Source organism: Arthrobacter sp. Y3223151, assembly GCF_059091125.1.
Window position 1 is genome coordinate 16284 of the sequence record NZ_JBNHGI010000004.1, and the last position, 20002, is coordinate 36285.

The window sequence follows — 20002 nt, forward strand, 5'->3', positions numbered from 1 at the left end:
CGCCGGGCGCTTGTGGCACTGAGCATGCACATACTCGGGTAAAACGCTACCCGTAGAGTCACGGATATATCTAATCCGCGACATATATTTTTGTTCATATCCACAGTCGGGCGCCGCCTGGCCGGGTCAGGAAAGCCGTTCGACGGCGGCGTCGATCCGTTCGTCGCTGCCGGTCAGCGCCACCCGGACATGGCCGTTGCCGGCCTCGCCGTAGAACACGCCGGGTCCGGTGACGATGCCCAGCTCGGCCAGACGGCCCACGGTGGTCCACGTATCTTCCCCCGCGCTCCCCCACAGGTACAGGCCGGCCTCGGAGTGGCGGATCTGCACGCCGAAATTCTCCAGCGCCGGCAAGAGCCGCTCGCGCCGGCTCCGGTACAGGTCCTTCTGCTCCTGGACGTGCGCGTCGTCGCGCAGGGCGGCGCGCATCGCGGCCTGCACCGGGAACGGCACGATCATGCCGGCGTGCTTGCGGCTGTTGATGATGTTCGGCATCAGCGCCGGGTCGCCGGCCAGGAACGCGGCACGGTACCCGGCAAGGTTTGACTGCTTGCTGAGCGAGTAGGCGCACAGCAGGCCCTCGTGCGAGCCCTGCGCGACATAGGGGTCCAGCACGCTCGGCACGGCCTGCCCGCCGCGCGCGGTGTCCCAGGCGCCCCAGCCCAGCTCCGCGTAGCATTCGTCGGAGGCGACCACGGCGCCCAGGCCGCGGGCGTCCTCCACCAGGGTGCGCAGCTCTGCCCGGTCCCGGACAATGCCCGTGGGGTTGCCCGGCGAGTTGACCCACACCAGTTTGACCCGGCTCCTGGTCTGCGGATCCAGGTCCGCCAGGTTGTCCGCCGCCACCGGGGTCGCGCCGGCGAGGATGGCGCCGATGTCGTAGGTCGGATACGCCACGACGGGGCGCACCACCACGTCGCCCGCCCCGAGTCCCAGCAAGGTGGGCAGCCAGGCGACCAGTTCCTTGGAGCCGACGGTGGGCATGACCGCCTCCGGGTCCATGCCGGGAACGTTGCGACGGCGGCCGAACCAATCCACGATCGCTTCCCGCAGTTCGGCGGTGCCGTGGGTCGTGGGGTAGCCCGGCGCGTCGGCGGCCGCGGCCAGGGCCTCCCGGACGACGGCCGGAGTGGAGTCAACCGGCGTGCCGATGGACAGGTTCACCGCGCCGCCCGGGTGCGCGGCCGCTTTTTGCGCGTAGGGCGCCATGGCGTCCCACGGGTATTCCGGCAGCTGCAGGCCGAAGGGACTCATCGAGTTCAGTCTTGGTTCTGCGGCGGCAGCGCGGCGATCAGCGGGTGGTCCTTGTGCGTGTTGCCCAGCTTGGCGGCACCGCCCGGGGAACCCAGATCGTCGAAGAACTCCACGTTGGCCTTGTAGTAGTCGGCCCACTCCTCGGGGGTGTCATCCTCGTAGTAGATGGCTTCGACCGGGCAGACCGGCTCGCAGGCGCCGCAATCGACACATTCATCCGGGTGGATGTACAGGGCCCGTTCGCCTTCGTAGATACAGTCCACCGGGCATTCTTCGATACATGCCTTGTCTTTTACATCCACGCACGGCTGTGCGATTACGTACGTCACGTCCGTCAGCACCTTTCTGAACAGTTCCCACCAGCGTATCCGTTCGGACCATTATCTCCCCAGCCGGGCACGGCCTGCCTAAGATGGTGACGTGATACCCGCTACCCCCGCCGCGTTTCTGGCCGCAGCAGCACCGGGAACGCGCGTGGTGGTCCGATACCGGATCGAGGGCGGATTTACCGACGTGCTCGGCGAACTGCGCGCCGTCGACGCCGAAAGCTGCACGGTGGTCACCAGGCGCGGCGACGTCGTCGTCTCCCTGTCGGCCGTGGCCGCGGCCAAGCAGGTGCCGCCCGCCCCGCCGCGGCGCCGCCCGCGGGCCGGCGGTCAGCCCTCGTAACTGTCCGGCAGTTTCCGCAGGGCCCACAGGGGCGAGAACAGTACCGGCGCCGCGGCAAGCGCGGACCCGGCCGCACCGATCCACAGGGTGGGCACCAACCCGATGGTTCCGCCGAGCAGGCCCGCCAGCAGTCCGGAGAGAGGCAACACGCCGTACACCACGAAGCGGATCGAGGCGTTCATCCTCCCGAGCAGCCGCGGCGGACAGACCCGCTGGCGCATCGTCACCTGCATCACGTTGTAGACCAGGGAGCAGAAGGCGACGCCGGCCTCGCCCACGATCAGCAGGAGCAGTGCCGAGGCGGTGTCCGGCATCAGCACCGACAACGGCATCGCCGCCAGGAAGACCGCCGACGCGACACTAGCCAGCGGAATCAGGGCCCCCTCGCCGGTCAGCTTCGCCAGCCGGGGCGCGGCCACCGCGCCCAGCAGTCCGCCGGCCGCGGCGACCGAGTAGACCAGCCCCAGCGCGGCCGGGCCCAGGCCCAGTTCGCGCAGCACCAGGATGGGAAACAAGGTGAAAACCAAGCCGGCGAAGAAATTGGACAGGCCCGTGCACGCGGCTATCCGGCTGATCAGCGGGTGCCGCACCACGAAGCCGAGCCCTTCCTTGATTTCCACCGCGAGCGGCCGCCGGCCGTGCCGCGGAGCAGGCACTTCCCGGTCCGAGGTGCGGATCAGGAACAGGGCCGAGAAGAGGTAGCCGAGCGTATCGGCCAGGAACAGCAGCGGAGCCGCCATCACCTGCAGCAGGCCGCCGCCCGCGGCGGGTCCGCCCATCCTCGCCAGCTGCGCGGTACTCTCCAGCTTGGAGTTCGCCGACGACACCTGGTCGCTGCGCACCAGGACCGGGATGTAGCTCTGGTAGGCCACGTCAAAGAACACCGTTGCGCAGCCGAGCACGGCCGCCACCGCGTACAGGTGCCACATCTGCAGCACGCCCGCCCACCACAGCAGCGGCACGGACAGCATCGCGGCGGCACGGACCAGGTCGGCCGTGATCATGACCCGCCGCTTGAGCCAGCGGTCCACCCAGGCGCCCGCCGGCAACCCGATCAGCAGAAAGGCGGCGGTGGCGCTGGCAGTGAGGACACCCACCTGGAATTCGGTGGCCCCGAGCACGGCCACGGCGAGCACCGGGACGGCCAGCTGGCCGACCTGGGCCCCGACCTGGCTGAGCGTCTGGGCCGACCAGAAGGTACGGAAGTTCCGGTCCCGCCATAACGACGGCGGTGCGCCGCCCGGGTGGGTGGCGCCGGCCGCCGGAGCTGTTCCGGAGGCCCCTGGCGCGGGTAGCTGGGTCACAGGTCACAGTCTCAGACAGCGATTGGGGAAAGTCAATCATTAGGCGCCGGTGTCGTATGCTGGAGACATGCCTACGGATCAGGACCTGCAAGCCACCGGGCGGGCGCTCAGCTCCCCGGTACGGCTGCGTATACTCCGGCTCTGCCTCCACCGGTCCCGGACCAACAAGGAGATCGCGGAACTGCTCGGCCTGAATCCGGCCACCTCGCTGCACCATGTGCGCACGCTGCTCAACACCGGCTTCCTGGAGGCCGAGGAACCGCGGAAGGGCAACCGGGGCGCCAAGGAGGTCCCCTACCGTGCCACCCGGATGTCGTGGGGCGCGAAGATGCCGGACGCGGCACCGGTGCTGGTAGAGACCTTCCTGCAGGAAATCGACGGCCTGGCCCCTGACCAGATCGAAACCACGCGAATGGGCATCAAGCTCAACGACGCGCATCGCGAGGAGATGCTGGCGAAGATCCGCGCAATCTTCGAGGAATACGCGATGCTGCCCGCCGACGAAGACGGGACCGCAACTTCCATCTTCATGGCCCACCATCTGGACCAGACGGCGAACTGACGCCCGGCGCGCGGGCGACGCGGATCAGGCCCCGGCCCGCCGCGGCCTAAGTGCCCAGGCACAGGCCAGCAGCGCCACGATGGTGGCGAAAACCAGCCCGATCATCCAGATCCGGCCGGCCACGGCGATCGGCAATTCCACCGCTGCGGTGGTCCCCGTGACGATCAGCGGCTCCCCACCGGGAGCCATCGCCATCAGCCCGACGAGGACGTACGAGAGAACACCCGTCAGGCCGGCCATCAGGACGTTGTGCGTCTTGAGTCCGGCCCAGACCATCACCGCCAGGGCGAACAGCAGGGCCGCCGCGGCGCCCCACGGGTACCCGGACTCGCCGGCATAGAGAATCTGGGAGTGAAGGGCCGTTCCGGCGACCGCCGTCGCCACCGCACCGAAGACGGCCGTGCCCCACCCCTGAAGGGCGGGACGCCGCCGTCGTGTGGGGCGCCGTTCGAGGCCTGGCCCGAAAACAGCGGAAGGCAACCCGCCGTGGTCTCCGGCGGGTTGCCTCTGCTCTGTCATACGGTCCAGCTTATGCCCTGGCGCGCGCCCGGGCCGCCTTGAGCCGCTCGTTGGCGTCCAGCACCAGCTTGCGGATGCGGATCGCTTCCGGGGTGACCTCCACGCACTCGTCCTCGCGGGCGAATTCGAGCGACTCTTCCAGGGTCAGGTTCCGCGGCGGGGTGAGGTTCTCGAAGCTGTCGGAGGAAGCGGCACGCATGTTGGTGAGCTTCTTCTCCTTGGTGATGTTCACGTCCATGTCGTCAGCCCGCGAGTTCTCGCCAACGATCATGCCTTCGTAGACCTCGGAGGTGGGCTGGACGAAGAAGGAGCCGCGTTCCTGCAGGTTGATCATCGCGAAGGGCGTGACCACGCCGGCCCGGTCGGCCACCATCGAACCGTTGGTGCGGTACTCGATCGGCCCTGCCCACGGCTCGTAGCCCTCGGAGATGGACGCGGCGATGCCGGCGCCCCGGGTTTCGGTCATGAAGCGGGTGCGGAAGCCGATCAGGCCGCGGGCCGGAACGATGAACTCCATCCGGACCCAGCCGGTGCCGTGGTTGGCCATGTTGACCATCCGGCCCTTGCGGGCGGCCAGCAGCTGGGTGACGGCGCCGAGGTACTCTTCGGGCACGTCGATGGTCATGTGCTCCATCGGTTCGTGCACCTTGCCGTCGATGGTCTTGGTGACCACCTGGGGCTTGCCCACGGTCAACTCGAAACCTTCGCGTCGCATCTGCTCCACGAGGATGGCCAGCGCCAGCTCGCCGCGGCCCTGGACCTCCCAGGCGTCCGGACGCTCGGTCGGCAGCACCTTCAGCGAGACGTTGCCCACCAGTTCCTTGTCCAGCCGGTCCTTGACCTGGCGGGCGGTGACCTTGGCGCCCTTGACCCTGCCGGCCAGCGGCGAGGTGTTGATGCCGATGGTCATCGAGATGGCCGGATCGTCCACCTTGATCAGCGGCAGCGGCTGCGGGTTCTCGGCATCGGTCAGGGTCTCGCCGATGGTGATGTCCTCGATGCCGGCGACGGCGACAATCTCGCCCGGGCCGGCGGATTCGGCCGGAACGCGCGTCAGTCCCTTGGTGGCCAGCAGCTCGGAGATCCGGACGTTCTTCAGCTGGCCGTCCTGGCGGGCCCAGGCCACGGTCTGCCCCTTCTGAAGGGTGCCGTTGTAGATGCGCAGCAGCGCCAGGCGGCCCAGGAACGGGGAGGCGTCGAGGTTGGTCACGTGGGCCTGCAGCACGCCGTCGGGATCGTAGGACGGGGCCGGCACGTGCTCCATGATGGTGGCGAACAGCGGCTCCAGGTCCTCGTCTTCCGGCAGGGAGCCGTCGGCAGGCTGGGTCAGCGAGGCGCGGCCGGCCTTGCCGGATGCATAGACAACGGGAACGTTGAGGACGGCATCCAGGTCCAGGTCGGGGACTTCGTCGGCAAGGTCGGAGGCCAGGCCCAGCAGCAGGTCCATCGCCTCGGCGACGACGGCGTCGATGCGGGCGTCCGGACGGTCGGTCTTGTTGACCACCAGGATGACGGGGAGCTTGGCGGCCAGCGCCTTGCGCAGCACAAAACGGGTCTGCGGCAGCGGGCCCTCGGAGGCGTCGACCAGCAGGACCACGCCGTCCACCATGGACAGGCCGCGCTCCACCTCGCCGCCGAAGTCGGCGTGCCCGGGAGTGTCGATCACGCTGATGGTGATGGTCTCGCCCTGGGCAGACGGGCCGGAGTAGAACACGGTGGTGTTCTTGGCCAGGATGGTAATGCCCTTTTCACGTTCCAGTTCCCCGGAGTCCATGACGCGCTCTTCAGTCTCGCCGTGGCTGGAGAAGGCACCGGTGTGCTTCAGCATGGCGTCCACGAGGGTGGTCTTCCCGTGGTCGACGTGGGCTACGATCGCGACGTTGCGAAGGTCGCTGCGGACGGCGCTCTGCGTCGATGCGGTGGTTTCAGACATGCGGGATTACTCTTCCGTGGATTACATGGAACCTGGGCCTAATATCGGACAGCCAGCGCCGTGCCCGGATGCGGGTAGGCACTCCATTGTAATCCGCAAGGCCACTCATGGCCTAACGGGGGCCCGGACCCCGGGCCGGCAACGGGGCCGGAATCCGTGTCAGGCCACCTCCGGCGGCAACTCCAGGGTCGCGCCGGGAATGGCCGCCAGCAGCTCCTGCGTGTACCGCTGCTGCGGGGAGTCGAAGACGCCGTCCGTGGTGCCGGCCTCCACCACCCTGCCCTTTTCCATCACGGTGACGTCGTCGGCGATCTGCCGGACCACGGCCAGGTCGTGCGTGATGAACAGGTAGCTCAGCCCCAGGTCCTGCTGCAGGCCCGCCAGGAGGTCCAGGATCTGGGCCTGGACCAGCACGTCCAGCGCGGATACGGCCTCGTCGCAGATCACGACCTCGGGATCCAGGGCCAGCGCACGGGCGATGGCGACCCGCTGACGCTGGCCCCCGGAGAGCTCGTTCGGGAACCGGCGCATGGCCGACGCCGGAAGCGCCACCTGGTCCAGCAGCTGCCGGACCTTTGCCTCGCGGCTGGAGCGGTCGCCGATGTTGTGCACCCGCAGCGGCTCCTCGATGGTGCGGAAGATGTTGTACATGGGGTCCAGCGATCCGTACGGATCCTGGAAGATCGGCTGGACCCGCCGGCGGAAGGCCAGCAGGGCCTTGGCGTTGAGGCCGGTCATGTCCACGCCGTCGAAGACAATGCGGCCGCTGGTCGGCGACTCGAGGTTCAGGACCATCTTTGCCACCGTGGACTTGCCGGATCCCGACTCCCCCACCAACGCCATCGTGGTTCCGCGCTTGATAGCGAAGGACACGTTGTCCACGGCGGTGAAGTCGGTGGACTTCCCAAACCCGCTGCGCAGTTTGAAGACCTTGGTCAGGTCCTTGACCTCGATGACGTTGTCCGCGGCCTGGGCCTCCTGGCCGACCGGGGCCAGCAGTTCCGTGGTTTCTATGCCGGCGGCCTTCGCCGACTGGATCCGCCGCGAGGCCAGGGAGGGCGCGGACTCGACCAGCCGCCGGGTGTAGGGGTGGCGCGGGTTCTGCAGTATCTGCAGGGCGGGACCCGATTCCACCACCCGGCCCTTGTACATGACCACCACCTTGCGGGCACGTTCGGCGGCCAGGCCGAGGTCATGCGTGATCAGCAGGACGGCGGTGCCGAGGTCCCGGGTCATCGATTCCAGGTGGTCCAGGATCTGGCGCTGCACCGTCACGTCGAGGGCCGAGGTGGGCTCGTCGGCTATCAGCAGCCGGGGCCGGCACGACAGGCCGATGGCGATCAGGGCGCGCTGGCGCATGCCGCCGGAAAACTCGTGCGGGAACTGCCGGGATCGGCTGGCGGCATCGGGCAAGCCCGCCTCGGCCAGCACTTTGGCCACCGCGGCGTTATCGGACCGGAGCCCGTTGGCGCGCAGCGTTTCCCTGACCTGGAAGCCGATCTTCCACACCGGGTTGAGGTTGGACATGGGGTCCTGGGGCACCATGCCGATCGAATTGCCGCGCAGTTCCACGATCCGCTGGCTGCTGGCGCCGGCCAGGTCCTCCCCGGCGAAGACGATCTGCCCTCCGGAGACCCGGCCGTTCTCCGGGAGCAGTCCGATGGCCGCCAGCGCGGTGGTCGACTTGCCCGAGCCTGATTCGCCCACGATCGCCACGGTCTCCCCCGGCATGACCGTCAGGTGGGCGTCTTTGACCGCCTCCACGTCCCCGGTGGACGTTCGGAACGTAATCGCCAGGTCTTTGATCTGCAGCAGGGGCGCGGCACCCTCGACTTCGCGGATGTGCGTCATCGCTTCCTCGCCTTCGGGTCAAGGGCGTCGCGGAGGGCGTCGCCGAGCATGATGAAGCTCAGCACGGTGACGGAGAGCGCCAGTGCAGGCCAGAGCAGGCTGGCCGGGTTCGAGCGCAGCGACACCTGGGCCGTGGAGATGTCATTGCCCCAGGACATCACGTCCGGCGGCAGCCCGATGCCCAAAAAGGACAGGGTGGCCTCGGCGACGATGAAGATGCCCAGGTTCACCGTCACCACCACGATGACGGGCGCCAGGGAGTTGGGAATGACGTGCTTGACCAGGGCGGCAAGCCTGGAGACGCCCAGCGACCGGGCCGCCGTGACGAAGTCGGCGTTCCGCACCGAAATGACAGCGCCCCGGGTGATGCGTGCCACCTGCGGCCAGCCGAAGACCACCAGCGTGATGACCACCGTCCAGACGTTGCGGTTGGCCCGGAACAACGGCAGCTGCATGATGATGATGGCGCCCAGGATCAGCGGCAGCGCGAAGAAGACGTCGCCGATCCGGGCGATCACCGAGTCCAGCCAGCCGCCGTAAAACCCGGCAATGGCGCCGAGCGTCCCGCCGATCAGCAGAGCGCCGAGCGTGGCGAAGATACCCACCGTCAGCGACGCCTGGGTCCCGTAGATGATGCGCGAATAGACGTCGCAGCCCTGTTTGGTGAACCCCAGCGGGTGCCCGGGCGCCGGTCCGCCGTCGGAATTGGCCAGCAGGCAATTCTGCGCCGGCGGTGTCTGGGTGAAGATCCACGGGAAGAGCGCCACGACAATGACCAGCACCAGCAGCAGCACCGAGATGATGAACAGCGGCTGTCTCCGCAGGTTCCGCCAGGCTTCGGCCCACAGGCTCAGCGGCTGGACATCCTCGTCGACCTTGTCGGTGGCCAGCAGCGGCGTTTCGTCCAGGGGCGCCACGAAATGCTCGATGGCCTGGTTGTCGCGTTCCAGCGGTTCTCTAGGCATAACGGATCCTCGGGTCGAGCCAGGCATAGAGCACGTCCACCAGCAGGTTGGCCAGAATGTAGACGAGCACGAGCACGCTGACGATGGACACGATGGTGGGGCCCTCGCCCCGCAGCACCGACTGGTACAGGCGCTGGCCGACGCCGGGGACGTTGAAGATGCCCTCGGTCACGATCGCCCCGCCCATCAGGGCCCCGAGATCGGCGCCCAAAAACGTCACGACCGGGATCATCGAGTTCCGCAGGATATGTACGACGACGACGCGCGGCCTGGATAAGCCCTTGGCCATCGCGGTGCGCACGTAGTCGGCGTTCATGTTCTCGATGATGGAGGTTCGGGTCAGGCGCAGCACGTAGGCCAACGACACAAGGCCCAGCACGACGGCGGGGAGTATCAGGTCGGACCAGCCCGCCTGGGCGCCGACCGTGGGTCTGGCCCAGCCGAGCTTGACGCCGACGACGAACTGCAGGACGAAACCGAGGACGAAAATCGGGATCGCGATGACGATCAGCGAGGCGACCAGCACGGTGCCGTCGAACATCCGGCCCTTCCGCAGCCCGGCGATCAATCCGAAGAGGATGCCGAAGACGGCTTCGAAGATCAGCGCGAGGATGGCGAGCCTGACCGTGACCGGGAAGATCTGGGCCAGCACCTCGGCGACGGGCCTGCCGGAGAAGTCGTTGCCGAGATTGAAGGTGACGAGGTTTTTCAGATAGAGGACGTACTGAATGAGGAACGGCTGGTCCAGGTTGTACTGCGCCCGGAGCTGGGCGGCCACCGCGGGGTTGACCGTGCGGTCGCCGAACAGGGCCTGGATGGGATCGCCCGGCAGCGAAAAAACGAGGAAATAGACCAGGAACGTGGCGCCGAAGAACACCGGGATCATCTGCAGGAAGCGCCGGAAGATGTACCAGAGCACTAGCTTCCTCCTTGCGCCCTGCGTGCCGCCAAGTGATGGATCATCAACCCTGCCTCTCGGTGGGATCGGGAGTTGGGGCGCGCTGCGGGGCCCGGCCGCGGCCAGGCCCCGCAGCGCCTCGGGGTCACTTGCCGGTGATCTGGTGGTAAATCGGCACCCCGTTCCAGGCGGTGTCCACGTTCTCGACGACGGAACTCCAGCCGACCTGCCGGACCTGGTACCACAACGGGACGACGGGCAGGTCCTGCATCAGGATCTCCTGCGCCTCGTTGAAGATCTGGTTGCCCTCTTCCGGTGTGGCCGCCCCCAGCCCGTCGCGCAGCTTCTGGTCGAACTCCTTGTTCGAGTAGTCGCCGTCGTTGGATCCCGCCCCGGTGCCGTACAGCGGGCCGAGGAAGTTGTACAGCGACGGGTAGTCGGCCTGCCAGCCGGCACGCGAGGCGCCGGTCATCTCCTTCGCCGTGACCTTGGTCCTCAGCTCGGGGAAGGTGGCGTACGACTCGAACTGGGCGTCGATGCCGAGCACGTTCTTCAGGCCGTTAGCGACTGCTTCGATCCATTCCTTGTGGCCGCCGTCGGCGTTGGAAGCGATGGTGAACGTCTTGTCGCCCCACGGTTGGATCTTGTCGGCTTCCGCCCACAGCCGCTTGGCCTCCTCCTCGTTGTACTGCAGCACTTCGTTGCCCGGGATGCTGTCGCTGTAGCCGGTGAGCACGGGGGCGGTGAACTCGGTGGCCGGCTGCCGGCCGCCCTGGAAGATCACCTCGGTGATCTCGTCCCGGTTGATCGCCATGGAGATGGCCTGGCGCCGCAGCTGGCCGGCCTCGCCGGTCCATTCGTCCAGGTACTGCGGAATGACCATGGTCTGGTTGCCGGCATAGGGCTTTTCCAGCCAGCGGCCCTCGCCGAGGTCGGTCTTGAAGTTTGCCAGCGCGCTCGGCGGGACGGTGTCGAGCACGTCCAGGTTGTCCGAGAGCAAGTCCTGGTAGGCCGCCTCAAAGGACGAATAGAACTTGAACGTGATCCCGCCGTTCTGCGGGGTCCGGGTGCCCTGGTAGTCCGGGTTCGGCACCAGTTCGATCTGCACGTCGTGCTGCCACGCGCCGTCGCCGCCCAGCATGTAGGGTCCGTTCCCGACCGGGTTCTCCCCGAAGGCCTCCATGTCCTCGAAGGCCACGGGCGGCAGCGGCACGAAGGCTGTGTAGCCCAGGCGCAACGGCCAGTCGGATTCGGGCTGTCTCAACGCCACGGTGAAGGTCGTGTCATCGACGACCTTGAGCCCGGACATCTCCTTCGTGGTCGCGCCCTCGGAGCTGACCTCGTCGTATCCTTCGATGCTTTCGAAGAAATAGGCACTCAGCTGGGCGTTCTCGACGGCGGCCCCGTAGTTCCAGGCGTCCACGAAGGAGCTGGAGGTGACCGGGTCGCCGTTGGTGAACGTCTGGTCCGGCTTGAGGGTGATCGTGTAATTCTGCGCGTCCTCGGTCTCGATGGATTCCGCCACCTCGTTGACCGGCTTGCCCTCGGGATCGTAGCTGATCAGGCCCTCGAAGATGAGGTCAACCACGCGGCCGCCGCCGACCTCGTTGGTGTTGGTGGGGACCAGCGGGTTCTGCGGCTCCGTGCTGTTGGCCGTGATCACCGCCTCGGCATTGCCGCCGCCGGCCTCCGTGCCGCCGCCGCCACCACCGCCGCCCCCACAGGCCGTGACCGCGAGCACTGCCGCGGCTGCCAGTCCAACCAGTCGGGATGTTCGAGCGAAACGCATGCCGCCTCCTCAGGTACCGTGCTCCATCCGGCGGCTTGTGACGCCGGACCGGTCCGCGCCGGCATGGATCGCAGCCGCGCAGGCTCAGGTGGCACCAGCATAGGCGCCAACTGTGACGCTGATAACAGGCCTTGCTTCCAATTGGGTTGCGATTTGGTGATAAGGGGTGCTAACGCGGCCGCTGACCAGGTTTCCGGGCCGGTGTGCCGGGGACCGACACGGCCACGAACCTTACCGGGGCGACGGCGACGGACCGGTCGCGGTCCCCTCAGGACAGCTCGGCGAGCTTCGCTTTCCAGTAGGCACGCCAGTGGTCAAGCTGCTCGGTCGACTCGAGCCGTTCATGCTGCACTCCAACCGAGGACTTGCCCGAGGGCTTCTCGTAGATATGGACGCTGACCCGGGAGCCGTCGGCCAAGCCGCAGCGCCAGTACCGCCACTTGGCGGTGTCGCTCAACTCGGGTCCGCGGGTGACCGCGATGCCCGAGAATTCCTCTGCCGCGCCCACCACGGCCACCCACTTGTTGCGCGCCTCATCCATGCTTCCGGTGACGGTCCTGCTCACCGAGGTTTGGAACTCCCCGTCGCAGTCCTGGCCGGGCTGGCGGCGGCCGATCTGCTGTTCGTAGGCGACGGTAGCCGTCTGCGCCCACCAGCCGTCCGCGAGCCCCGACTCGTGCAAGGCAGCGGCGATGTCCTTGTGGCTGAGTTCCTTGGCGCCGATTCCGGCCAAGTACTCCTCCACCTCGGCCCAGCTGACGCCGATGCCCTTTTCAATCGCCTCGATATTCATGCTGCGTACCACTAACACTCCTGGATTGCGCGATGGCCGGCGGCGCCGTCGTGGCAGCACACCGGCCAGGGGCGGCTGAGCCCCCGCCGCCATTTCATCATGGGCGGGGGCCCGGCACCATGGATGGCGGGCTTTGCGGGTCTGGTCAGTCGCCGGCGGCCAGCAACTGGGCGCGCAGCTCGCGGCGCTCGCGCTGCTTTTCCGGATCGGGCAACGGCACTGCCGCCAGCAGCCGCTGGGTGTACAGTTCCTGCGGGTTGCGCAGGATCTCGTCGCGGGTGCCCTGCTCAACGATCCGGCCGTGGCGCATCACGCAAATGCGGTCCGCGAGCACGTCGATGACAGCCAGGTCGTGAGTGACGAACAGGCAGGCGAAGCCCAGTTCCTGCTGCAGGTTCTGGAACAAATCCAGCACCGTCGCCTGGACCGACACGTCCAGCGCGGAGGTGGGTTCGTCCGCCACCATCAGCCTCGGCTCCAGCGACAGTGCCCGGGCGATGCCCACGCGCTGCTTCTGGCCACCGGAGAGTTCGTGCGGGTAGCGGTTGCGGTACGCGCGCGGCAGCTCCACCTGGTCCAGCAGCGCCTCGATCTTCCGCTGCAGGGCGGCGCCCTTGGCGACACCGGCGAGGTACATCGGTTCGCCGATGCTCTCGCCGATCGGCAGCCGGGGATTCAGCGAGGACGACGGGTCCTGGAACACCATGCCCACGTGGCGGCGCAGCGCGTGGAGCTGCCTGGGCCGGGCGCCGGCGATGTCGTGGCCCACCACCCGCAGGGAGCCCTCCGCGACGGGCAGCAGTCCGACGGCGGCGCGACCGATCGTGGTCTTGCCCGATCCGGATTCCCCGACCAGCCCGACCACCTGTCCGGGGTAGATGGACAAGTTGGCCCCCTCCACGGCGCGGAAGGCGGGCACCCGCCCCTGTTTGGGGTATTCGATGGCCACATTGGTCAGCTGAAGCACGGGGTCGCCCTTGGCCGATTCATGGCGTGACTGCGCCAGGGCTTCGGCGTTTTCGCGTTCGCGCCGCTGCAACTCGGTCTCGTCGATGCTCAGCGAGACCCCGGTGGCGGCGGCCAGCGCCGCCGTGAGGTCGACTTCCGTTCCGTCCTCGGGGCGCCCGCCCAGGTGCGGCACGGCGGCCAGCAAGGCCTGCGTGTATTCGTGCCGGGGGTTGTTAAAGATTTCCATCGCGGTGCCGGCCTCCACGATGCGCCCGCGGCGCATCACGGCGATCTTGTCGGCCAGGTCGGCGACCACGCCCATGTCATGGGTGATCAGCACGATGGCGCTGTCCAGTTTGTTGCGCAGGTTGCGCATCAGGTCCAGGATTTCGGCCTGGACGGTGACGTCCAGCGCGGTGGTGGGCTCGTCGGCGATCAGCAGTTTGGGGTCGCAGGAGAGCGACTGGGCGATCATGGCGCGCTGGCGCTGGCCGCCGGAAAGCTGGTGCGGGTAGGACCGGAAGGCCTTGTCCGGGTCGGGCAGCTCGACGAGCTCCAGCAGCCGCAGTGCCCGCTTCTTCGCCTCGCCGGGCGAGATGGCATAGTGCAGCCGCAGCGTCTCCACGATCTGGAACCCGATGGTGTACACCGGGTTCATCGCCGTCATGGGTTCCTGGAAGATCACGGCGACGTCCTTGCCGCGCACCTGCCGGAGCTTGGCGCTGCTAAGGCCCAGGATCTCCCGGCCGTTGAGCTTGACGCTTCCGGTGGCACGGCTGTTGCCCGGGAGCAGGCCCAGCAACGCCATCGAGCTGGCGCTCTTGCCCGAACCGGATTCGCCCACGATCGCCAGGACCTCGCCGGCCTTGACATCGTAGGTGAGGCCGATCGCGGCCGGCACCCACTCCTTGTCCACGCCGAAGTCCACGCTGAGGTTGGTGACCTCCAGGACGGGTGGTGTTCCGCCGGCCGTCTCCAGTTTTCCTGCCGGCAGCGTCGGATCGATGATTTCAGTCATAGCTGGTCTTTCCCTTCCAACGTGTCGCAGTTGGTTGTGGCTAGTGGAGAACCGGCACCCGGTCCTGAAACTATGGGGGCATGACAACGTCTGCTGCCGCCGGCACCACGGTCTTCCGTCCGCGCTCCGCGACCTGGTTCACGGGCATCGTCTGGGCGATCGTGGCGGTCAGCCTGGCGTCCTCGGTGCTGACGCACGGCCCGGGCAGCCTGCTCGTTTCCTGGCCGCTGCTCGCTATTGCCTATCTGACCTGGTGGCTGGCCTGGTATCCCGCCGTCGTTATTGGCGACGACGGCGTGGTGTTGCGCAACCCGGTACGGACCGTCTCCGTGCCCTGGGGAGCCCTGGCCACGGTGGACACCCAGTATGCGCTGACGTTGGTCACCCCGCGCCGCAAGTACACCTCGTGGGCCGCACCGGCTCCCGGCATGTTCGGCGTCCACCGCGCCCGCGCCGATCACGTCCAGGGGCTTCCGGAGACCACCTACGGGCCGGCGCAGTCGATCCGCCCCGGCGATCTCGCGAACACCGATTCCGGGGCAGCCGCGTACTACGTCCGCAAACGCTGGGCGGAGCTGCTGGCTGCGGGCAGCATCAGCATCGGGGACGCCGACAACGTCCCGGTGGGACGGACACCGAACTGGGCGGTCCTCGCCGTCGGGACGGCGCTCGCGGTACTCAGCGTCGTGACGCTGGCCCGCTGAGCCGGGCCTCACGGGGCCGGGCAGGCGACGGGTGCCCATCCTAGACACCCGTCGTCGCGGTGGTTCCGGTCTCGGGGTGCGCGGAAACCGCTGCCGCCTTCGCCCGCTTGGCATTGAACTTCTTCTGCCGCGGGTCGAACGCGTCGCGCAGTCCGTCGCCGATGAAGTTGATGCACAGGCAGATGGCCACGATGAACATGCCCGGCCACCAGAACAGCCACGGACGGGTCTGGAACGCTTCCTGGTTCTGGCTGATCAGCAGGCCCAGCGAGACGTCCGGTGCCTTCACGCCCAGGCCCAGGTAGGACAGGCTGGTCTCCAGCAGGATCGCCGCCGACATGCTCAGGGTCACCGAGACGATGATGACGCCCACGGCGTTCGGCAGGATGTGCTTGAAGATGATCCGGGCGCTGGAGGCGCCGGCGATCCGTGCGGCGTCGACGAATTCCCGCTCGCGCAGGGACAGGAATTCCGCCCGGACCAGTCGCGCCAGGCCGGTCCAGATCACGCAGCCCACGAACAGGCCCAGGAAATACGGCTGGATGCCGGGCCCGACGGCCCGCCCGGCGACCTGGCCGAGCACCGCCGCGATGATGATCAGCGGGATGACGATGACGACGTCGGTCAGCCGCATCAGCACCGCTTCGACCCAGCCGCGGAAGTAGCCGGCGAGGGCGCCGATGACCACCCCGATGGCGCCGCCGACCAGGCCGATGATGAACATTACCGCCACGGAGATCTGGATGCCGCGCATGGTCTGGGCGAACGTATCACGGCCCAGGCGGTCCTGGCCGAACGGATGTTCGCCCAGGCTGAACGGGAACAGCTGCAGGGTGGGCGCTCCCGAGTTCACCATGTCGTTGACGCCGTTGTGCGTGTACTTCCACCAGCCGGGCAGGCCGAACATCCCGCTGGACGAATAGGCGATCAGCAGGATCAGGCCAAAGACCACCAAACTGACGACGGCGGCCGTGTTGCCGATGAAGCGCCTGCGGACGATCTGGCCCTGGCTGAGGCCGGCCTTGTTCTCGTTGGTGGCTGCGACGGGTTTCGTTGCCGTGGTGCTCATGCCTTTACCCTCACTCGCGGATCAAGCGCGGAGTAGACCAGGTCCGCGACAAGGTTGAAGACCAGTGCCAGGATGCCGGTGATGAGGAAGACACCCATCACCGGATTCGGGTCGACCCTTTGCAGCGCCTGGATAAACAGCTGCCCCATGCCGGCGAACGCGAACACCTGCTCGGTGATCACCGCGCCGCCGATGAGCCCGCCGATGTCGAAGGCAACGATCGTGGCGATCGGAATCAGCGCGTTGCGGAACGCGTGGCGCATGACCACGGTGCGCTCGCCCAGGCCCTTGGCCCGGGCCGTGCGGATGTAGTCCATGTTCATGATCTCCAACATCGACGACCGCGAGTAGCGGCTGTAGGACGCCAGGGAAATCAGCAGCAGCGCGATGGTGGGCAGCAGCAGGTGGGTGAACGTGTCGAGGCCATGGACCCAGTAGTCGCCCTTCAGGTTCGGCGTTTCCGAGCCGATGGTGGCGATGGGGCGCTGGTTGACACGCCCGTTGGTGAAGTAAGTGGGCCATGCCTGCATGAAGCGGTCGAGCGCGATGAGGCATCCGACCAGGAAGGAGGTTATCGCCGCAGCATTCATGCTCTGGCGGCGGTCATACCCGCCCATCAACCAGCCGACCGCAAGTCCGACCAGGACGGCGGCAAGGGCCAGCAGGAAGATCATCAGCCCGGTGGCCTGGGCCAGGAGCGGCTGGATCGGGAAGTAGATGACCACGCCGACGCCGACGCTGATGAGCGCAGAGTAGAGCGCCTTGCGGTTCTTCAGGCCCGCGGCCAGCAGGGTGATGCCGAAGGCGATGCCGACGCCGCTGATGGCGATAACTACCAGGCCGAGCCCGGGAGTCTTGAACCACTGGGTGACCGACAGACCCCAGAACACTGCGGCAGCCAGCAGGAAACCGATCCCGGCGGCGCCCAGTTTCCGTTTGTAGCTGCCGTTGGCGCAGACGAACCACACGACCGCGCTGACCAACCCGATGATGAGGATGGATTGCAGGGGTATGTTTGGGTCTCTCAGGAAGTTATTAAATCCGATGGCACCGAATTCTTTCAGCAGGACGGCTACCCAGAAAACGGGAAGTGAAAAGAAGAGGAACGCCATGAAGGTGATGCCGTAATCCAGGGCGCTGTACTGCCGCAGTGCCGAAACAATACCCAGGGAAACACCGATGATGATGGCGAGGACTGTCGCCGCCGTGACCAGCAGAATGGTCATGCCCATGGCCCGGCCGAGTTCTACGGTGACCGGCTGGCCGTTGACGGCATAGCCCAGGTCGCACTGCGCCACGAACGGGACGACGCACTTGGCGGCGCCCGCCAGCCAGCCGAAGTACCGGATGGGTGCCGGCGTTCCCAGGTCGAGCAGCGCAATGCGCTGCTGCATGAGCTGCTCCTTATTCGCGGCATTGCTCTCCCGGAGGTCGTGCAGGGGATCACCCGACAGCGCCGTCAACTGATAGACCAGGAAAGAGGCACCTAGGAGAATGAGCACGGCGGTGAATAACCGCCGCACAATGTAGGTCACCATAGCGTTTTTAACCTCGTTGGTATGTGTTTGCGGATCTTGTGGATCCGGCATTTTCACAGTGAGTGTAATGCAGGTTACACACGAGCGGAATTTGGGAAATCCCAATCACTTATGCGGGAAAATCCGGTGGTAAATGCCGCAAGGCGCCGGGACCGTGGTACTCAAGGTCCCGACGCCTTGCATGCTATCTGCCGAGGAACAGGCGGGGCGGTTACTTAACCTTCCACTCCCAGAAGTTCCACCAGACGCCGGTCTGGTTCGGCATGTACTTCACACCGTCGATCCGGTCGCTGTTGTAGGCATCGATGCCGACCGGCTGGAACAGCGGCAGGCCGTAGAACGAATCCCAGACGATCTTGTCGATCTGCTTGATGAGTTCGTCCTGCTTCTCCGGCTCCGTGGTGACGATCAGCTCGTCCATCAGGGCGTCGGCTTCCTTGCTCGAGAAACCGTTGTAGTTGGAGTCGGCCTTGGTGCGGAAGATCTGCGGCACGCCGCTGACGCCCACGCCCGGGGAGATCCAGCCGAAGATGGTGGCATCGTAGGTGCCGCCGCCCAGGGCCGAGCCCCAGTCGGAGCCGCCCAGGCCGCCGTCGACGATCTTGAAGCCGGCCTTGGAGGCGGATTCCTCGATCAGCGTGAAGGCGTCCACGCGGTTGGGGTTGTCCTTGTTGTACATGATCCGGACCTCGGGGGTGGCGCCGGCCAGCAGCTCCTTGGCACCCTCGATGTCGGCTTCCTGGTAGTTCTCGGAGCCGTTGTTGGCGGCGGAGTCCTCGTAGGCGGCCTGCGCCGGCACGAAGAACTGGGAATCCAGCGGCGTGGCCTCCGGATCCAGCGGAGCCATCAGGCGGTCGACGATGGCCTTGCGCGGCACGGCCTTCATGAACGCCTCGCGGACGTTGGCTTCCTCGAAGACGCCCGAGAAGTTCAGGTCGATGTGGTCGTAGGAGAGCTGCTCGCCGCGGTTGACGGTCACGCCCTCCAGGCCTTCGAGCAATTCCACGGTGTCGGCGGACGCCTGCGGGGCGATGATGTCGACTTCGCCGTTCTTCAGCGCCTGGACCTGGTCCGGAGCGGCGCCGATGTAGCGGATGGTGATTTCCTCCACGTTCGGCATCGGTCCGAATTCGTAGGCCTCATTGCGGACCAGGGTCATGGACTGATCAGGAGTGATGCTGTCCACGATGAACGGGCCGGTGGAGAGGTAGAGGCTGGCGTCCGACGGGAGGGTCTTGCTGTCGAAACCGGTGTTCCAGAAATCGGCGACGGCTTTCAGCTCTTCGTTCTCGGCCGGCTTGTCCGGATTACCCTTGGGGCTCTCGCTGATCAGGTCGACCAGTGCCTGCTCGTCCGCCAGTCCGGCCTTCTCGGCCACCACGTGGGCCGGGCTGTCCAGGACTCCGTAGGAGATCTCCCAGTCGGCGAACGGCTTGGAGTACTTCAGCGTGATGGAGCGGCCGTCGTCGCTGATCTCGGGCTTGTCGGTCAGGCCCAGGCCGGAGGTGTCGCCGGCGTAGGAGAAGTAGGCAGTGCCCTTGTCGACTTCACCCTCGTCGTTGTAGGTGGCGTCGTCGAAATGGCCGGAGTAGACGGCCCAGGCGAGCAGCAGGTCGCCGGCGTCGACCGGGTTGCCGTCCGACCAGGCGACGCCCTCGTTGACCGTGTACTTGACGGTCAGCGGGTCTTCGCTGACCTTCTCGTAGGTGCCGAACTCTTCGTTCTTGACCACGTTGAGTTCGTTGTCGATGTAGTTGAAGTCCGCGTGGGTCAGGTACGAGATCTTCGAGTTGATATCGACGTTGCCGACGGCGGTGTCCGAGTTAAAGGAGCTGAAGGCGTTCACTTCAGCGACGCTGATGGAACCACCGGCTCCAGCCGCGGTGGAATCGCCTGTGCCCTCGGGGGAATTTCCGCCACCCGAAGTCGCGCAGGCGCTCAGGGCCAGGGCTGCAACAGCCGCGACCCCGATAGCTTTGGAAGTACGTCCGAAACGCATTCCGCCTCCTTGTTTCTGTCTTTGGAAGGTCCCCTGCAGTGCTGCAGGGGACGGACATAGACCGCGTCGCCTGAAGTTCAACGAGCTTCCCGCCGAACGTGGCATGTCTCACACGCAATAGAGCGTAAACCGGAACCCCTCGGCTTGGGTATAAAAACTTCGCTTCATATCCGGTTGTTACCGAGATGC

General features: G+C 66.7%; 17 protein-coding genes. 3 read left to right on the forward strand and 14 right to left on the reverse strand.

The genetic code is table 11. From position 1 onward, the window contains the following. Positions 1-126: 126 nt before the first annotated feature. Together dapC and fdxA are read right to left on the reverse strand one after the other, a co-directional pair. The gene (dapC, locus tag AC5RUP_RS07515) at positions 127-1254 is read right to left on the reverse strand and encodes a succinyldiaminopimelate transaminase (RefSeq protein WP_494154586.1); all 1128 of its coding nucleotides are present in this window, start codon (positions 1252-1254) and stop codon (positions 127-129) included. Positions 1255-1259: 5 nt separating this feature from the next. Next, positions 1260-1583 (reverse strand): ferredoxin, encoded by a 324-nt coding sequence (gene fdxA, locus AC5RUP_RS07520; protein ID WP_494067346.1) that lies wholly within the window; start codon positions 1581-1583, stop codon positions 1260-1262. Between the two features lie 91 nt (positions 1584-1674). Here fdxA and AC5RUP_RS07525 point away from each other — a divergent pair, with 91 nt between their 5' ends. After that, positions 1675-1923 carry a putative acetyltransferase gene (locus tag AC5RUP_RS07525; RefSeq protein ID WP_494067347.1) on the forward strand — a complete coding sequence of 83 codons (249 nt, stop codon included), beginning with the start codon at positions 1675-1677 and terminating at the stop codon, positions 1921-1923. Here AC5RUP_RS07525 and AC5RUP_RS07530 read toward each other — a convergent pair. After that, positions 1911-3227 (reverse strand): MFS transporter, encoded by a 1317-nt coding sequence (locus AC5RUP_RS07530; protein ID WP_494158425.1) that lies wholly within the window; start codon positions 3225-3227, stop codon positions 1911-1913. The two genes, AC5RUP_RS07525 and AC5RUP_RS07530, sit on opposite strands and share 13 nt — an antisense overlap. Before the next feature lie 67 nt (positions 3228-3294). Between AC5RUP_RS07530 and AC5RUP_RS07535 the strand changes: the two genes are divergently transcribed. Next, positions 3295-3789: an ArsR/SmtB family transcription factor gene (locus tag AC5RUP_RS07535; RefSeq protein ID WP_494067349.1), complete on the forward strand. Its 495-nt coding sequence runs from the start codon at positions 3295-3297 to the stop codon at positions 3787-3789. A gap of 24 nt (positions 3790-3813) precedes the next feature. Here the strand turns inward: AC5RUP_RS07535 and AC5RUP_RS07540 are convergent, their stop codons facing one another. From AC5RUP_RS07540 to AC5RUP_RS07575, 8 genes are all read right to left on the reverse strand, one after another. Further along, a complete protein-coding gene (locus tag AC5RUP_RS07540; protein ID WP_494153618.1) occupies positions 3814-4308 on the reverse strand; it encodes a hypothetical protein in 495 nt (164 codons plus the stop codon). A 10-nt stretch (positions 4309-4318) separates the two neighbouring features. Then, complete coding sequence (gene typA, locus AC5RUP_RS07545) at positions 4319-6241, reverse strand: translational GTPase TypA (protein ID WP_494067351.1); 1923 nt, start codon at positions 6239-6241, stop codon at positions 4319-4321. A gap of 159 nt (positions 6242-6400) precedes the next feature. Beyond that, entirely contained in the window at positions 6401-8092 is a 1692-nt protein-coding gene (locus AC5RUP_RS07550; RefSeq protein ID WP_494153617.1) for a dipeptide ABC transporter ATP-binding protein, read from the reverse strand. Then, the gene (locus AC5RUP_RS07555) at positions 8089-9057 is read right to left on the reverse strand and encodes an ABC transporter permease (RefSeq protein ID WP_494091436.1); all 969 of its coding nucleotides are present in this window, start codon (positions 9055-9057) and stop codon (positions 8089-8091) included. The genes AC5RUP_RS07550 and AC5RUP_RS07555 overlap by 4 nt, the downstream gene beginning before the upstream one ends. Further along, complete coding sequence (locus AC5RUP_RS07560) at positions 9050-9976, reverse strand: ABC transporter permease (protein WP_494067354.1); 927 nt, start codon at positions 9974-9976, stop codon at positions 9050-9052. Before AC5RUP_RS07560 ends, AC5RUP_RS07555 begins: the two co-directional genes overlap by 8 nt. A gap of 124 nt (positions 9977-10100) precedes the next feature. Next, positions 10101-11744 (reverse strand): peptide ABC transporter substrate-binding protein, encoded by a 1644-nt coding sequence (locus AC5RUP_RS07565; RefSeq protein WP_494131951.1) that lies wholly within the window; start codon positions 11742-11744, stop codon positions 10101-10103. 268 nt (positions 11745-12012) lie between these two features. Beyond that, positions 12013-12549 (reverse strand): hypothetical protein, encoded by a 537-nt coding sequence (locus AC5RUP_RS07570; protein WP_494131952.1) that lies wholly within the window; start codon positions 12547-12549, stop codon positions 12013-12015. A gap of 133 nt (positions 12550-12682) precedes the next feature. Next, positions 12683-14503 (reverse strand): ABC transporter ATP-binding protein, encoded by a 1821-nt coding sequence (locus AC5RUP_RS07575; protein WP_494131953.1) that lies wholly within the window; start codon positions 14501-14503, stop codon positions 12683-12685. A gap of 80 nt (positions 14504-14583) precedes the next feature. Here AC5RUP_RS07575 and AC5RUP_RS07580 point away from each other — a divergent pair, with 80 nt between their 5' ends. Then, positions 14584-15207: a PH domain-containing protein gene (locus tag AC5RUP_RS07580; protein ID WP_494153616.1), complete on the forward strand. Its 624-nt coding sequence runs from the start codon at positions 14584-14586 to the stop codon at positions 15205-15207. 40 nt (positions 15208-15247) lie between these two features. On the opposite strand, the gene AC5RUP_RS07585 is transcribed toward AC5RUP_RS07580, so the two are convergent. From AC5RUP_RS07585 to AC5RUP_RS07595, 3 genes are all read right to left on the reverse strand, one after another. After that, positions 15248-16276 (reverse strand): ABC transporter permease, encoded by a 1029-nt coding sequence (locus AC5RUP_RS07585; RefSeq protein ID WP_494067359.1) that lies wholly within the window; start codon positions 16274-16276, stop codon positions 15248-15250. Beyond that, positions 16273-17814 carry an ABC transporter permease gene (locus AC5RUP_RS07590; RefSeq protein ID WP_494067360.1) on the reverse strand — a complete coding sequence of 514 codons (1542 nt, stop codon included), beginning with the start codon at positions 17812-17814 and terminating at the stop codon, positions 16273-16275. The genes AC5RUP_RS07585 and AC5RUP_RS07590 overlap by 4 nt, the downstream gene beginning before the upstream one ends. 211 nt (positions 17815-18025) lie before the next feature. Continuing rightward, positions 18026-19813 (reverse strand): ABC transporter family substrate-binding protein, encoded by a 1788-nt coding sequence (locus AC5RUP_RS07595; RefSeq protein ID WP_494153615.1) that lies wholly within the window; start codon positions 19811-19813, stop codon positions 18026-18028. Positions 19814-20002: the final 189 nt, after the last annotated feature.

Excerpts from the sequence above, each read along its gene's own strand:
- AC5RUP_RS07575 (WP_494131953.1), bottom strand. The coding sequence starts at position 14,503 with ATGACTGAAATCATCGATCCGACGCTGCCGGCAGGAAAACTGGAGACG.
- AC5RUP_RS07565 (WP_494131951.1), bottom strand. The coding sequence starts at position 11,744 with ATGCGTTTCGCTCGAACATCCCGACTGGTTGGACTGGCAGCCGCGGCA.
- AC5RUP_RS07580 (WP_494153616.1), top strand. The coding sequence starts at position 14,584 with ATGACAACGTCTGCTGCCGCCGGCACCACGGTCTTCCGTCCGCGCTCC.
- AC5RUP_RS07550 (WP_494153617.1), bottom strand. The coding sequence starts at position 8,092 with ATGACGCACATCCGCGAAGTCGAGGGTGCCGCGCCCCTGCTGCAGATC.
- AC5RUP_RS07540 (WP_494153618.1), bottom strand. The coding sequence starts at position 4,308 with ATGACAGAGCAGAGGCAACCCGCCGGAGACCACGGCGGGTTGCCTTCC.
- AC5RUP_RS07590 (WP_494067360.1), bottom strand. The coding sequence starts at position 17,814 with ATGGTGACCTACATTGTGCGGCGGTTATTCACCGCCGTGCTCATTCTC.
- AC5RUP_RS07585 (WP_494067359.1), bottom strand. The coding sequence starts at position 16,276 with ATGAGCACCACGGCAACGAAACCCGTCGCAGCCACCAACGAGAACAAG.
- AC5RUP_RS07555 (WP_494091436.1), bottom strand. The coding sequence starts at position 9,057 with ATGCCTAGAGAACCGCTGGAACGCGACAACCAGGCCATCGAGCATTTC.
- AC5RUP_RS07595 (WP_494153615.1), bottom strand. The coding sequence starts at position 19,813 with ATGCGTTTCGGACGTACTTCCAAAGCTATCGGGGTCGCGGCTGTTGCA.
- AC5RUP_RS07535 (WP_494067349.1), top strand. The coding sequence starts at position 3,295 with ATGCCTACGGATCAGGACCTGCAAGCCACCGGGCGGGCGCTCAGCTCC.
- typA (WP_494067351.1), bottom strand. The coding sequence starts at position 6,241 with ATGTCTGAAACCACCGCATCGACGCAGAGCGCCGTCCGCAGCGACCTT.
- dapC (WP_494154586.1), bottom strand. The coding sequence starts at position 1,254 with ATGAGTCCCTTCGGCCTGCAGCTGCCGGAATACCCGTGGGACGCCATG.